The organism is uncultured Pseudosulfitobacter sp. (assembly GCF_963976325.1).
In the GTDB taxonomy this organism is placed as follows: domain Bacteria; phylum Pseudomonadota; class Alphaproteobacteria; order Rhodobacterales; family Rhodobacteraceae; genus Pseudosulfitobacter.
This window is the reverse complement of record NZ_CAXBJW010000001.1, coordinates 108,482-121,377: the sequence shown is the minus strand read 5'-3', so window position 1 is coordinate 121,377 and position 12,896 is coordinate 108,482. Positions and strand designations below refer to the sequence as shown.

Here is a 12,896-nt window from a genome sequence, read left to right as displayed (position 1 = left end):
CAGCGCAGCAGGGGGAAATCATCACTTCAGCCGACGTGAAACAGCGACTGGAACAGGCGCGGGTCCAGGCTGTCTGCGGCAAAAGTATCGCCTTCGGTCAGCACCGAAACGGCGTCATGGCTGTGCAGGCTTTCCTGATGGCTGGCGACGACACGAAAGTCGCCAACCCGGTGGTCGGCCAGCAGTTGTTCGCAAAACAGACGCGCCGCATCCTCGACAAAGATCGGGTTGGCGGCGTTCAGTTCGGCAAAGGCCTGTTCGTCTTCGCGTTTGACCATCACTTGGGTTTCCGTCGGCACCGCACGGCGGCAGGCGTCGATCAGATCCTCGAACCACAGCGGGCCTGCGTCACAGTCCAGAACCACCGAAATCCGCGCGACCGAACGTTGCGAATGCGGCGTCGCCAACTGGCCTCGGGTGGCACGGGCATGCTCGCTCAGCTCCAGCGAACAGGGGCATGTGGACGAATAGACGTAATCCAGATGCACGATCTTCTTGCGCACGCCGTTCTGTTCGACCAGCTCCAACGCGATGTCATAATATTGATAGCCCGACAGCCCCGAGCGCAGGCTTTCCACCCGCATCGGAAAGGAAAACCGCATCTGAATGCGTGCGTCAAAGCTTTCCAGATCGGTTTTGTAATCGTCCAGCGCCGCCTCGATGACCTCGAAGCTGAAGGTTTCGTCGGCATGGGCATAAAAGGACCGCATGATGCGGCTCATGTTGATGCCCTTTTTGTCCGCCTCAAGGCTGACGGTGCCGGTCACGGATGTTTCCAGCAGCAGCGGCGTTTCCGTATCGCGGCTGCGATAGCGGATCGGCAGGCGAAAGTTCGAAATGCCCACGTGCTGAATTTGCTGGTGCGCACCCTTGATCAGGCTGGATGGCCCGTTTTGCAGGTCGGGCAGCGTGTCTTTGTAGCCTTCGTCCACAGTGAACCCTTCGGGATAGCTGCGGGAAAAGGCGGGATAATCGGAACCGGAATCCCCCGGCAACAGGCGCGCGACAGAGGCGTCCAGTTCCAGAATTTCGGTGGGTGTCGCGGATTTTGCCCAGCGGCGCAGCACGTCAAGTGCTGCCTCGGCGTCATCGCGTTCGGGTATTTGTTGGATATCGGGCGTATGAATGTTCATGCAGTGGCCCCCCTTTGTATATCAATCCACACTCTACATAGGTGTGCGACCGATGTTTGCCAATGTATTGCAAAGGATACGTGCGGCTGTGCACATCGGTTCAAAGTTTCACAACATATCCTGCGGGGGCGGAATATTTTGTGGGACAAAGGCGACAGAAAAGCGCCCGAAACCGCAGCTTCGGGCGTTAAATTCATGGCTCAGGCCTGATCGAGGGCCTGAAGCATGTCGGCGATCAAATCGGCTTGATCTTCCAGCCCGACCGACACGCGCACCAGACCGGGCGTGATGCCCAGCAAATCTTTTTGATCCTGGGGCAGTCGCTGGTGGGTGGTGGTGGCAGGATGCGTCAGGATCGACTTTGCGTCCCCCAGGTTGTTCGAGATCACGCCAATCTGCAACGCATTCAGAAACCGGAACGCCGCCTCTTTGCCGCCCGCAAGGTCCAGCGCCAGCAGCGTGCCGCCCTTGCCCATCTGGCGCATGCACAGATCGTGCTGCGCGTGCGACGGATGACCGGGATAAACGGCGCGTGCCAGTTTCGGGTGCCCCACCAGCGCCTCGGCCAGGGCTTCGGCAGTGGCGGTTTGCGCACGCACGCGCAGGTCGATGGTTTCCAGACCTTTCAGCATGATCCACGCGCTGAACGGCGACATCGCGGGGCCGGTGTGTTTCAGGAAAGGTTCGACCGTCTTGCGAATGTACTCTTCCGACCCCAGGATCACACCGCCCATGGCGCGCCCCTGCCCGTCAATATGCTTGGTCGCGGAATAAATCACCACATCCGCGCCCTGTTCAAACGCACGGCTGTAGACCGGCGAGGCGAATACGTTGTCGATCACCACTTTGGCGTTCTGCGCATGGGCCAGCTTGGCCACGGCGGCAATGTCGACCACCTCGAGCGTCGGGTTCGACACGCTTTCAAAGAACACCACATCGGTTTCGGGTGTAATCTCGCGCTCCCACGCGGCCAGATCGGTGCCGTCCAGCAGCACAATCTCGACCCCGTAGCGGCCCAGGATCTCTTCCAGCACGTACAAACATGACCCGAACAAGGCCCGCGCCGCGACCACGCGGTCGCCCGCCTTCAGCATCGACATCAGCGCACCGCTGACCGCAGCCATCCCAGATGCGGTGGCAAAGGCCGCTTCGGCCCCCTCCAGCGACGCGATGCGGTCTTCGAACATCGCAACGGTGGGGTTGCCGTAGCGGGCATAAATGAACTCGTCCTCGCCCAGTGCCTCGAACCGGCCTTCAGCGGCTTCGGCGCTGTCATAGACAAAGCCCTGCGTCAGAAAAATCGCTTCGCTGACCTCGCCATACTGGCTACGGCGTGTGCCTGCGTGAACAGCGCGGGTGCGTGGTTTCCAATCGGTCATATCCGTCATCCTTACGGGCCAAGAAAGGGCTGGCCACAAAAAAGCCCCCGAAACGCGGTCAAGCGAAGGGAGGCTTCATCCTGACCTTTTAGCGGGAATATTTAACGTGGCCCGCAATCCGGTAACAAATCGCCACGGCGTCACGGATAGGCTCTTGGACTGCCGGCGTCAACACCGTGCGTCGGGGTCATGTAAAGTTTACATAGATTGCCTAGAGCTTCGCCAACAGCACCGAAACGTTGCAAGGAGACGCTCTTGCCCGTCCTCAGAGTGAACGCCGCCCCCGACGGCCCCTGTCTGCACCTCACCCACGCGCCCCTGCGCCCGGCCCTGATAACCGCCGCCCGCGGCACCGGTCCGATCATCGTGATGATCCACGGATACAGCTACAACCCCGACCTGCCCGACCATTGCCCGCACCGCACATTGCTGCGCCGCGACGGGGCTTGGCTGCGGCAGATGGGGTTCGGCATGGGCGATCCCGACGAAGGGCTGGCGCTTGGCTTTGGCTGGAACGCCCGCGGATCGGTCTGGAAGGCCGCGCGCCGTGCACGGGTCGCGGGTGGCCAGTTGGGTCGCGTGCTGCGCATCCTGCACCACGCCGCCCCGCACCGCCCCATTCACCTGATGACACATTCCATGGGCGCCGAAGTTGCGATGGCGGCGCTGCACGTGTTGCCGCGCGGCGCCGTTGCCCGGTTGCTGACACTGACCCCGGCCACCTATCGCAGCACCGCAGATGATGCCCTGCGCGCGCCAGCCGGGCGCGCGCTGGAATGGATCAATGTCGCGAGCCGCGAAAACGCTTTGTTCGATCTGATCTATGAACGCCTTGTCGCACCACCCCGCCGCCGCGACCGCGTGATCGGCGCGCGCCTGCACGCGGCCAACGCGACCACATTGCGGCTGGATTGCCCGCGCACGCTGGAGCGGCTGCAACGCTTTGGTGCACAAATCGCGCCACCCACCGCGCGCATCTGCCATTGGTCCGGCTACACCCGTCCCGGCGCTCTGGGGTTCTACAACCGCCTGCTGCGCGATCCCGCGCGCGTGCCCCTGTCAGCCTTGCAAGCGCCCCTGCCCTCGGCCCCAGCGCGCTGGCGGCTGTCCCTGCCCGGATGGCAAAAAGCGGCCACCTGATCTGGCAACCGCTTTCTTTTGGCATCAAATATCCCCGCTGGAGGCATCAAACCTTTCGGGCGCGCTGTGGCCTATGTATCGGTCTTGTCGTCCTTGTCGTCCTCGATCCCGTAGGTCTGGAACAGCTTGCTTTGGAACATGAAGAACCCGAACACCGCGATCGACAGGCCGAAGGTCTTGAAATACACCCAGGTTTCAGTGCTTTGCGTGCGCCAGATCGCTTCGTTCAGCACAGCCAGCCCGAAAAAGAACAGCATCAACCGCTTGGTCAGGATCATCCATCCCGCATCCTCCAACGGCATCATCCCCTCCATCACATATTTCAGGTAGGAGGTGCCGCGCAGCAAGCCAAAGCCCAGCACGCCGCCAAACAGCAGATAGATCATTGTCGGCTTCATCTTGAAAAACCGGTCATCGTTCAACCACACCGACAGCCCGCCAAAGACCACCACCAGCACCAGCGTCGCCACTTGCATCCGGCTCAGCTTGCCCGTCAGAAACCAAAGTGCGCCGGTTGACGCGATCAGCAACGGAATGAACGCCGCCGTGACCACGATAAAGCCGTCATAATCCGTGCCGCCAATGGTGAACACGCGGTCCTTCAGCATCACGTAAGCGACGAAAAACACAAGGATCGGCCCGAAATCCAGCGCCGATTTCAGGAACGGGTTGATCTCGCGTTTGTCTGTCACAGAAGTTTCCTTGGTCATCCGCCCATCTCTACAATCACGGCACCCACAGCAATCAGCGCCATCAGCGCGATGCGGCGGGGGCCTACGGTTTCTTTCAGCACCAGCCAGCCGATAAAGGCGGCAAACACCGTCGAGGTTTCGCGCAAGACGGCCGCTTCGCCGACCTTGTCCAGCCGTGTGGCCATCATGATAGAGCCAAAGCTGAGGAACGCCACCAGCCCGCCCAACACGCCGCGCCGCATCAGCGGGGCCACGTCGGGCCGGTCCGGCATCGCCCGCCAGCGCAGATATGCGATCGGCGGCATCACCAGCGCGTCGATCATGAAAAACCATGCCAGAAAGGTAAACGGGTTTTCGGTCGCACGAATGCCATAAGCGTCATATGTGGTGTAAAGTGCCACAAACAAGCCGGTCAGAACCGCCAGCCCCAGCGCCATGTTCAAAGTGTCCCGCGCCGCCGTCAGATTGCGCAGGTTGTAGACCGCCAGCCCGAAAATGCCGCACAACAACACCCCGACGCCAGCCCACTGGACCCAGGTGAACACCTCGTTGAAAATCAGATAGGCCCCGATGACCGCAAACAGCGGTCCGGTGCCGCGCACCACAGGGTAGACGACGGTATAAGCCCCCTTGGTATAGGCCCAGGCCTGCAACAGCTTGTAAACGGTGTGGATGGCCCAGGCGCCGAAGAAAATCAGCCACATGTGCGGCTCGGGCCAGGGCACGACAAACAGGGCAAAGGGCGCGGCCATCACGCCGTAACTGGCGTCAATCGCACCGCGTGTCAGCCAAGGATCGTGCCGGCCCTTTTGCATCGCGCCGAAAACCGCATGCAAAAATGCCGCCATCAGCGCCAGTATCAGCGCCAGTTGGTGGCCTGCGGCGGTGCCTTCGATCCCGATCAGCCAGTCAGTCACAGGCTGCACCCGCGCAGGGGGCTGTCTGCCCCCCGGCCTGCGGCCGTCCCCCGAGGATTTTTTGAAACCAGAGAAGGGAAATGTGTTGGGAGATCAGAAACCATGGCACAGGCAGTGACGCGGAACGCCGCGGGCTGCAAGGTGTTTTGACACGTGCTGGTCCGTGATCTCAGACATCGGCACCGGTCAGGGCGCGGGCAAAGTCTTCGGGGTCGAAGGCGTCGAGGTCGTCGATTTGCTCGCCCACGCCGATGGCGTGAATCGGCAGGCCGAACTTGTCCGCCAACGCCACCAGCACACCGCCCTTGGCGGTGCCGTCCAGTTTGGTCATCACCAGGCCCGAGACATCGGCAACCTCTTGGAAAATCTTGACCTGGTTCAGCGCGTTCTGCCCTGTGGTCGCATCCAGCACCAGCAATGTGTTGTGCGGCGCGCTTGGGTCTTTCTTGCGGATCACGCGCACGATCTTGGCCAGCTCTTCCATCAGGTCGGCGCGGTTTTGCAGGCGGCCCGCGGTGTCGATCATCAACAGGTCGGCCCCGTCCTGCTGCGCCTTGGTCATCGCGTCAAAGGCCAGGCTGGCGGGGTCCGATCCTTCGGGCGCTGTCATCACCGGCACGCCGGCGCGCTCACCCCAGACCTGCAATTGCTCGACAGCGGCGGCGCGGAACGTGTCACCGGCGGCGATCACCACATTCTTGCCCGCCGCGCGGAACTGGCTGGCCAGTTTGCCGATGGTCGTTGTCTTGCCCGAGCCGTTGACCCCCACCACCAGCACCACTTGCGGTGTTTTGGGGTAGATCGGCAAAGGCCGCGCCACCGGTTCCATGATGCGGGCAATCTCGGTCGCCATCAGGTTCTTGATCTCGCCCACCGACAGCTTTCGCCCCATGCGCCCTTCGGCCATGTTGGCGGTGACGCGCAGCGCGGTGTCGACCCCCATGTCGGTTGAAATCAGCAACTCTTCGAGCTGTTCCAGCATGTCGTCGTCCAACACGCGGCGCACGACCGGCTGGGCTGTGGGGGTGCGCTTGAAAAGACGGCCCAGCAGGCCGCCGGATGCGGGCGCGTTGGTGGTCTCTTGCTGGCCCGGATCGGTGGCGCGGGGCATTTCTGCCGTGGCGGCGGCAGGGGTTTCCATCAGCCGATCAACGGCCATTGTCGCAGGCCCCGGTCCGGGGGACGGCGGCAGGTCCGGTTGGGGGGCAGGCACCGGCTGAGGTTCGGGCGTTGGCTGCGGCTCGGGGATGTTCGGGATTTCCGGCGTGGGGTCGGGCGGAAGGTCCGGTTCCGGGGCCGGGATCTGCGTCGGCTCGGGCGTGGGCTCGGGTTCGGGCGCAGGGATCGGGTCCGACGGCAGGTCGGGCGCGGGCACCTCTTCGGGTTGCGGTGCGGGGACAGGATCGGGTTCGGGCACCGGTTCTGGCGCGGGGGTCGGTTCGGGTGCAGGCGTGGGGTCAGCCGGTTGCGGCACCTCGGGTTCCGCCGCGCTGATTTCGCCGCCATCTTCGACAATCGCTTCCAGACCCTCGTCAATCCTTGACGACGATTTGAACATACGGTCCTTGAGTTTCTTGAAAAACGCCATAATGCCCCGTGAGTTGCTATAAACCCTAGCTAGTATGCAGCGCGAGGTAAGAAAAGGGCCAGCATGAAACGAAGCAACGTCAAAGCGGCCTTTATGGCCCTGCTGCTGTGGCTGGCACCGGTGGACGCCGTGGGGCAGATCACCGATCCGGGCACCCTGTGCAGCGATGGCACGCTGGGGCCTTACCAATGCATCCGGCCGCAGTATTTTGCCTTTGACACCTGCCAGTTGATCGCGGACGCGGCACGGCGCAACGGTCTGGACGCCGGGTTCTTTGCGCGGCTGCTGTGGCAGGAAAGCCGGTTTGATCCCAACGCGTTAAGCCCGATGGGCGCGCAAGGCATCGCGCAGTTCATGCCCGCAACGGCGCAATTGCGTGGCCTGTCGGATGCCTACAATCCCGCCGAGGCGATGGAGCGGTCGGCGCACTATCTGGGCGAGCTTCAGCTGCGCTATGGCAACGCGGGGCTGGCCGCTGTGGCATATAACGGTGGCGAGCGTCGTGCGGACGGGTTCACGCAAGATGACAAGGGACTTGCACAAGAAACGTGGGATTATGTACGTATTGTCACCGGCCTGGGGGCCGAGGTCTGGCGCGACGATCCGCCCGAGGTGCATGATTTTCGGCTGGATGCGACGCGGCCCTTCATGGTGGCCTGCCTGACACTGGCCAAAGACCGGCGCATGACCCCGTTGAAATCACCCGTGAAACCGTGGAGCGCGCAGTTGGCCTACGGCAAGACCCGCGCGCAGGCGCAGGCCAACGTCAAACGGCTGACGGCGCAATGCAGCGCCCGTGTCGCCCGTGAAAAGGTGGACTATGTGACCGTGCCCAACCGCGTGCGCGGGCAGCCGCCCTATCATCTGGGGCGGATCGCGCGGGACACGCAGGACGGCGCTGCAAAGATCTGCGCCGCGCTGCGCAAGGACGGCTGTTTGTGCCGCGTGCTGAAACACAAAGGCTGAGGTCAGATTTCGTCGGCAAAATGTTTCATCGTCAGCCGGATCGGGTTTGGTGCCGCCTGCCCCAGCCCGCAGATCGACGCATCGGCCATGGCGGTGCACAGATCCTCCAGCAGCGGCTGGTCCCAATGGTCGGCCTGCATCAGCTTGACCGCCTTTTCACAGCCCACACGACAGGGTGTGCACTGGCCACAGCTTTCGTCCTCGAAGAAGCGCAGCATGTTCAGCGCCGCATCACGTGCTTTGTCGTGATCGGACAAGACAACCACCGCTGCCGAGCCGATAAAGGTGCCATGTGGTTGCAATGTGTCAAAATCCAACGGGATGTCATCCATCGACGCCGGCAGCAAACCTGATGACGGACCGCCCGGTTGGTAGGCTTTGAAGCTGTGCCCGTGGGCCATGCCGCCGGCCGCTGCAATCACATCGGTGATGGTCGATCCCGCGGGCAGCAAATACACCCCCGGCTGCGCCACACGGCCCGACACGGAATAGCTGCGCAGGCCGGTGCGGTCGTTCTTCTGCGTCGCCGACAACACTTGCGCACCTTCGCGGCAGATGCGGGCGACCCAGTGCAGGGTTTCGACGTTGTGCACCAGCGTCGGGCGGTCGAAAATGCCCACCTGCGCTACGAACGGCGGACGGTGGCGCGGGATGCCACGCTTGCCTTCGATGCTTTCGATCATCGCGCTTTCTTCGCCGCAAATATAGGCGCCCGCCCCGCGCCGCAGGTCGATAAACCCCTTATCCACAAGACCTGCGTCTTCCAGTGCCTTGATTTCGCGACGCAAAATCTCGATCACGGCGGGGTATTCATCGCGCATGTAGATAAAACAGGTTTGCGCCTCGACCGCCCATGCGGCGATCAGCATCCCCTCAAAAAACAGATGCGGCGTGCGTTCCAAGTAGTAGCGATCCTTGAAGGTTCCAGGCTCGCCCTCGTCCCCGTTCACCGCCAGATAGCGCGGACCCGCGTTGCCCCGCACAAATCCCCATTTCTTCCCCGAAGGAAAGCCCGCCCCGCCCAGACCACGCAGGCCGCTGTCTAGAATCTCTTGCTGAACAGCCTCCCAGTTTCCGCTCGCTCGAAGCTTTAGCAATGCCTCGTAACCGCCTGATGAGCGGTATTTTTCAAGGCTTTCGTAGCTGGGGATAACTGTGTGGATATCGTTCGCGGCAATCGCTGCGTGTGCTTTTTCCGGCGTGGCGTGATCGACGTGGTTGTGCCCCAGTTCCAGTACCGGTGCGGTGTCACAGCGGCCCATGCAGGGCGCGCGGACAACACGGACCTTGGCAGGGTCAAGCCCGTCTTCAAGGGCGGATTTCAACGCTTGCGCGCCCGCCAGTTCGCACGACAGGCTGTCGCACACGCGGATGGTCAGCGCGGGCGGCGGTGTTTCGCCTTCTTTCACCACATCGAAGTGGGCGTAAAAGGTCGCAACTTCATAGACTTCGGCCATGGACAGGCGCATTTCCTCGGCCAGCGCGCGCAGATGCGCGGCAGACAGGTGGCCGAACCGGTCCTGAATCAGATGCAAATGTTCAATCAGCAGATCACGACGGCGCGGGGCATCCCCCAACAGCGCGCGCACCTCGTCCCAGGCCTGATCGTCCAGCGCGCGGCCCTTTGGGCGCACACGGCCCTTGCCCTTGCCTGACTTCCAGACACCGCGCCGGTTATCGCCCTGTTTTTTCTGATCAACTGCCATGGTTCGTCCCTGCGCAAGCGCCCCCAAGGGGGGCGAATTTCAGGCACACTAGCCCAACACCGCCCACCGGTTCAGCCCAAAAGCGACCCTTGAACGCGCATTTCTGGCCACACGCCTGCGCGGATTGTGGTGCGCTGAGACGCATCGGAAACGCAAGCCTACGCATATTCGCCGATCCGTGCATCACAGGCTGGCGCCGGGGCTGCGTGTCTGGCAAGCTGGTGATATGATGACACGTATATTCCTTCTTGCCGCCCTGTGCGCTGCCCCTTTGGCAGCGGAACCGATGGATGGCGCTGCCTTTGATGCATACACCAAGGGCAAGACATTGTTCTTTGGGTCCGGCGGCGCGCCCTATGGGGCCGAGGTTTATCTGAACGACCGCCGCGTGCGCTGGTCGTTTCTGGATGGCGAATGCAAGGACGGCTATTGGTACGAAGACGCGGGCAACATCTGTTTTGTCTACGAAGACCGTCCCGAGCCGCAATGCTGGACCTTCGAGCAGCGCGGCGGCGGATTGCTGGCGCAGTTCCAGAACGAACCAGGTGCGCTGTCGCTGTACGAGGCGCAGGATCTGGGCGAGGAAATGTTGTGCCTGGGGCCGAAGATCGGCGTGTAAGCGCGACCTTCTGACATTCAGATCCGGCCATAACAGACTGAAATTAAATCAAAATACCAGGCGCACAAGCACACTTGCGCCAAACCCTTCCCACGCGCCATGATGGCAGCACACAAGGGGGAGGAGACCCGCATATGACAGACCGATGGACCCACCGTCCGCCCGGGTCAAACTGGGGCGATTTTGGCCCAGATGACCAGATCGGGCGGCTGAACCTGATGGACCGCGCCAAGGTCAAACAAGGGCTGGCCGAGGCGATCGAGGGGATCACCTTTTGCCTGTCGCTGCCGTTGGATTACCCCGGTGGCAGCGGGCTGAACCCGCGCCGCAAGCCGCCCGTGGTGCGGCCCACGCTGCGTGAGGGTGCGGTGAATTTTAACGCGACATTGCCGGGCGCATCGGACGTGCTGTGCGATGATCTGGCGATCATTCACCTGCAATATTCCACCCAATGGGACGCGCTTTGCCATGTGGGCGGGCAATTCGACAGCTTGGGCACCGGCACGGCGGACAAGGTGTTTTACAACGGCTACCGCGCGGGCGAACACATCATCGCGCCCGAGGCGATGTCGGACGCGGGCGTCGGCCCCGAGATGAAACCGCACAGCACCTCGCAGGCCACCGCTCTGGGCATCGAAAACGCCGCCGCCCATGGCATTCAGGGGCGCGGCGTGATGGTGGATTTGCGCGCGCATTTCGGTGATGACCGCACGTTGGTCAGCTACGATATGCTGATGCAGGTGATGCAGGACGACGGGGTCAGTGTCGAGCCGGGCGACATGCTGGTGCTGCACACAGGGTTCGCGCAGGTGATTCTGGACATGAACAAAACCCCGGACGAGGACCGTTTGCACAATGCCTGCGCCGTGCTGGACGGGCGCGACGCGCGGCTGTTGCAATGGATCACCGACAGCGGGATCGCGGCGATTGCCGCCGACAACTACGCGGTCGAGGCCACACCGGCCAGCCCCGGCGAGGGGTGTTGTTCCACCCTGCCCCTGCACGAACATTGCCTGTTCAAGAACGGGATCATGCTGGGCGAGCTGTGGCACCTGACGCCGCTGGCCGACTGGCTGCGGGCCAACGGGCGATCACGGTTCCTGATCACGGCGCCCCCCTTGCGCCTGCCGTCGGCGGTCGGATCGCCGGTGACGCCGGTGGCGACAGTCTAGAACAGCGATCCTTGGTCCGGTGCTTCGGGGGCGGCTTTTTTCGGGGTCGCCCCGCCGGCCTTGCCGCCGACCACCAGCTTGCCGTCGGCGAATTCGATCTCGAGGCTTGCGGCCTTTTTCGCCCCTGCCTTGGTCGTCACCACATCCCCGTCGCCACGCACCACGGCATAGCCGCGCGCCAGCGTCGCCTTGTAGCTGAGGGTTTCGCGCAGGCGGTCCATGGCGTCGATCTTGCGGCGCAGGGTTTGGGTTTGGCCCTGTCCTGCACGGGTGATCCCCGCAACCAGACGGTCCAGATCACGCCGCGCCGTGGCGGTTTGCGCGGTCAGGGCGGTGGGGTCAAAGCGGGCGGTGCGGGCCGTAAACCGTTCCGATTTCGCGGCAACCGCACGGGCCAGCGCCGGGGCCAGTCGCGCCGACAGTCGGTCCAGATCGCGCCGCGCGGTCTGCACGCTGCGGCGCAGGGTGGCGGGGCGCAGGCTGCCCGAGGCCTCGGACAGTTTGACCTTGCGCCGCTGCACCCCGGCAATCAGCGCAGGGCCCAGACGGTCGCCCAGCACATCCAGCCGCTGGCGCGGTCCTTCGACCAGCACCTCGGGGCGCGGCAGGGCGCGGCCCAGATCGGTCAGGCGCTGGCGGCGACGCACCAGCGTGGTCGACAAGGCCTGCGACATGCGCGCGCCCTGCCCGCCCAGCCATGCCAGCAATTCATGGCGCACCGGCACCGCCAGTTCGGCGGCAGCAGTGGGCGTCGGCGCCCGGCGGTCTGACACGTAGTCAATCAGCGTCGTATCCGTCTCGTGTCCCACGGCTGAGATCAGCGGAATCTCGGAAGCCGCTGCCGCCCGCGCGACGATTTCTTCGTTGAACCCCCACAGGTCTTCGACACTGCCGCCACCGCGCGCGACGATCAGCAGGTCGGGACGTGGCAGTGCGCCGCCCGGTGTCATCGCGTTGAACCCCGCAATGGCGCGGGCAACCTCCGGGGCGCACCGCTCACCCTGGACGGCCACGGGCCAGATCAGCACCTTGCGCGGGAACCGGTCGCGCAGCCGGTGCAGGATGTCACGGATCACCGCACCCGACGGCGACGTGACCACGCCGATGATGTCCGGCAGATAGGGCAAGGGGCGCTTGCGGGCGTCGTCGAACAGCCCTTCGGCCTGCAACATGCCCTTGCGCTTTTCCAGCAGCGCCATCAGCGCGCCCATGCCTGCGGGTTTGATGTCTTCGATGACAATCTGGTATTTCGATTGACCGCCAAAGGTGGTGATGCGCCCCGTGGCGATCACCTCCATGCCCTCCTCGGGCTGGGTTTGCAGACGGCTGGCCACGCCTTTCCACATCACGCCGGAAATCACGCTGCGGTCGTCCTTGAGGTCCAGATAGACATGCCCCGAGCGCGGGCGCGACACGCGGCCCACCTCGCCGCGGATGCGCACATGGCCGAATTCTCCTTCGATCACCCGCTTGATCGCACCAGAAAGCTCGGTGACGCTGAACTCGGGAGAGTTGCCAGCCTCGGAAGGGTCGTCGATCAGGTCCATAAGCTGTGCCTTGTGTGCTTGTGTGGCGGGTGTGCGC

Annotated in this window: 11 protein-coding genes and 1 riboswitch; of the genes, 4 read left to right on the top strand and 7 right to left on the bottom strand. The window is 63.2% G+C overall.

What is annotated here, in order from left to right; all coding sequences use genetic code 11:
* Positions 1 to 26 precede the first annotated feature (26 nt).
* Positions 27 to 1,133, bottom strand: a complete 1,107-nt coding sequence (folE2, locus tag AAC077_RS00645) for a GTP cyclohydrolase FolE2 (RefSeq protein ID WP_339765841.1) — start codon at positions 1,131 to 1,133, stop codon at positions 27 to 29.
* 200 nt (positions 1,134 to 1,333) lie between these two features.
* Complete coding sequence (metZ, locus tag AAC077_RS00640; protein WP_339765839.1) at positions 1,334 to 2,512, bottom strand: O-succinylhomoserine sulfhydrylase; 1,179 nt, start codon at positions 2,510 to 2,512, stop codon at positions 1,334 to 1,336.
* A gap of 68 nt (positions 2,513 to 2,580) precedes the next feature.
* A riboswitch (SAM riboswitch) is annotated at positions 2,581 to 2,658 on the bottom strand.
* Positions 2,659 to 2,767: 109 nt separating this feature from the next.
* On the opposite strand from metZ, the gene AAC077_RS00635 reads away from it, so the two are divergent.
* Positions 2,768 to 3,652: an alpha/beta hydrolase gene (locus tag AAC077_RS00635; RefSeq protein ID WP_339765837.1), complete on the top strand. Its 885-nt coding sequence runs from the start codon at positions 2,768 to 2,770 to the stop codon at positions 3,650 to 3,652.
* 71 nt (positions 3,653 to 3,723) lie between these two features.
* On the opposite strand, the gene AAC077_RS00630 is transcribed toward AAC077_RS00635, so the two are convergent.
* From AAC077_RS00630 to ftsY, 3 genes are all read right to left on the bottom strand, one after another.
* Positions 3,724 to 4,362, bottom strand: coding sequence for an inner membrane-spanning protein YciB (locus AAC077_RS00630; RefSeq protein ID WP_339765835.1), 639 nt, complete (start codon positions 4,360 to 4,362; stop codon positions 3,724 to 3,726).
* The gene (locus AAC077_RS00625) at positions 4,359 to 5,261 is read right to left on the bottom strand and encodes a DMT family transporter (protein WP_339765832.1); all 903 of its coding nucleotides are present in this window, start codon (positions 5,259 to 5,261) and stop codon (positions 4,359 to 4,361) included. The genes AAC077_RS00630 and AAC077_RS00625 overlap by 4 nt, the downstream gene beginning before the upstream one ends.
* Before the next feature lie 169 nt (positions 5,262 to 5,430).
* Positions 5,431 to 6,849: a signal recognition particle-docking protein FtsY gene (ftsY, locus tag AAC077_RS00620; protein ID WP_339765830.1), complete on the bottom strand. Its 1,419-nt coding sequence runs from the start codon at positions 6,847 to 6,849 to the stop codon at positions 5,431 to 5,433.
* Between the two features lie 63 nt (positions 6,850 to 6,912).
* Here ftsY and AAC077_RS00615 point away from each other — a divergent pair, with 63 nt between their 5' ends.
* On the top strand, positions 6,913 to 7,815 hold the full coding sequence (locus AAC077_RS00615; RefSeq protein WP_339765828.1) for a lytic transglycosylase domain-containing protein: 903 nt from the start codon (positions 6,913 to 6,915) through the stop codon (positions 7,813 to 7,815).
* 2 nt (positions 7,816 to 7,817) lie between these two features.
* Here AAC077_RS00615 and AAC077_RS00610 read toward each other — a convergent pair whose 3' ends face one another.
* Entirely contained in the window at positions 7,818 to 9,521 is a 1,704-nt protein-coding gene (locus AAC077_RS00610) for an NAD(P)H-dependent oxidoreductase subunit E (RefSeq protein WP_339765825.1), read from the bottom strand.
* 229 nt (positions 9,522 to 9,750) lie between these two features.
* Between AAC077_RS00610 and AAC077_RS00605 the strand changes: the two genes are divergently transcribed.
* Both AAC077_RS00605 and AAC077_RS00600 read left to right on the top strand, forming a co-directional pair.
* Positions 9,751 to 10,140, top strand: a complete 390-nt coding sequence (locus tag AAC077_RS00605) for a hypothetical protein (RefSeq protein WP_339765822.1) — start codon at positions 9,751 to 9,753, stop codon at positions 10,138 to 10,140.
* Positions 10,141 to 10,274: 134 nt separating this feature from the next.
* The gene (locus AAC077_RS00600) at positions 10,275 to 11,312 is read left to right on the top strand and encodes a cyclase family protein (protein ID WP_339765820.1); all 1,038 of its coding nucleotides are present in this window, start codon (positions 10,275 to 10,277) and stop codon (positions 11,310 to 11,312) included.
* Here the strand turns inward: AAC077_RS00600 and xseA are convergent.
* The gene (gene xseA, locus AAC077_RS00595) at positions 11,309 to 12,859 is read right to left on the bottom strand and encodes an exodeoxyribonuclease VII large subunit (protein WP_339765818.1); all 1,551 of its coding nucleotides are present in this window, start codon (positions 12,857 to 12,859) and stop codon (positions 11,309 to 11,311) included. The two genes, AAC077_RS00600 and xseA, sit on opposite strands and share 4 nt — an antisense overlap.
* Positions 12,860 to 12,896: the final 37 nt, after the last annotated feature.

Excerpts from the sequence above, each read along its gene's own strand:
- folE2 (WP_339765841.1), bottom strand. The coding sequence starts at position 1,133 with ATGAACATTCATACGCCCGATATCCAACAAATACCCGAACGCGATGAC.
- AAC077_RS00605 (WP_339765822.1), top strand. The coding sequence starts at position 9,751 with ATGACACGTATATTCCTTCTTGCCGCCCTGTGCGCTGCCCCTTTGGCA.
- xseA (WP_339765818.1), bottom strand. The coding sequence starts at position 12,859 with ATGGACCTGATCGACGACCCTTCCGAGGCTGGCAACTCTCCCGAGTTC.
- AAC077_RS00600 (WP_339765820.1), top strand. The coding sequence starts at position 10,275 with ATGACAGACCGATGGACCCACCGTCCGCCCGGGTCAAACTGGGGCGAT.
- AAC077_RS00630 (WP_339765835.1), bottom strand. The coding sequence starts at position 4,362 with ATGACCAAGGAAACTTCTGTGACAGACAAACGCGAGATCAACCCGTTC.
- ftsY (WP_339765830.1), bottom strand. The coding sequence starts at position 6,849 with ATGGCGTTTTTCAAGAAACTCAAGGACCGTATGTTCAAATCGTCGTCA.
- metZ (WP_339765839.1), bottom strand. The coding sequence starts at position 2,512 with ATGACCGATTGGAAACCACGCACCCGCGCTGTTCACGCAGGCACACGC.
- AAC077_RS00610 (WP_339765825.1), bottom strand. The coding sequence starts at position 9,521 with ATGGCAGTTGATCAGAAAAAACAGGGCGATAACCGGCGCGGTGTCTGG.
- AAC077_RS00615 (WP_339765828.1), top strand. The coding sequence starts at position 6,913 with ATGAAACGAAGCAACGTCAAAGCGGCCTTTATGGCCCTGCTGCTGTGG.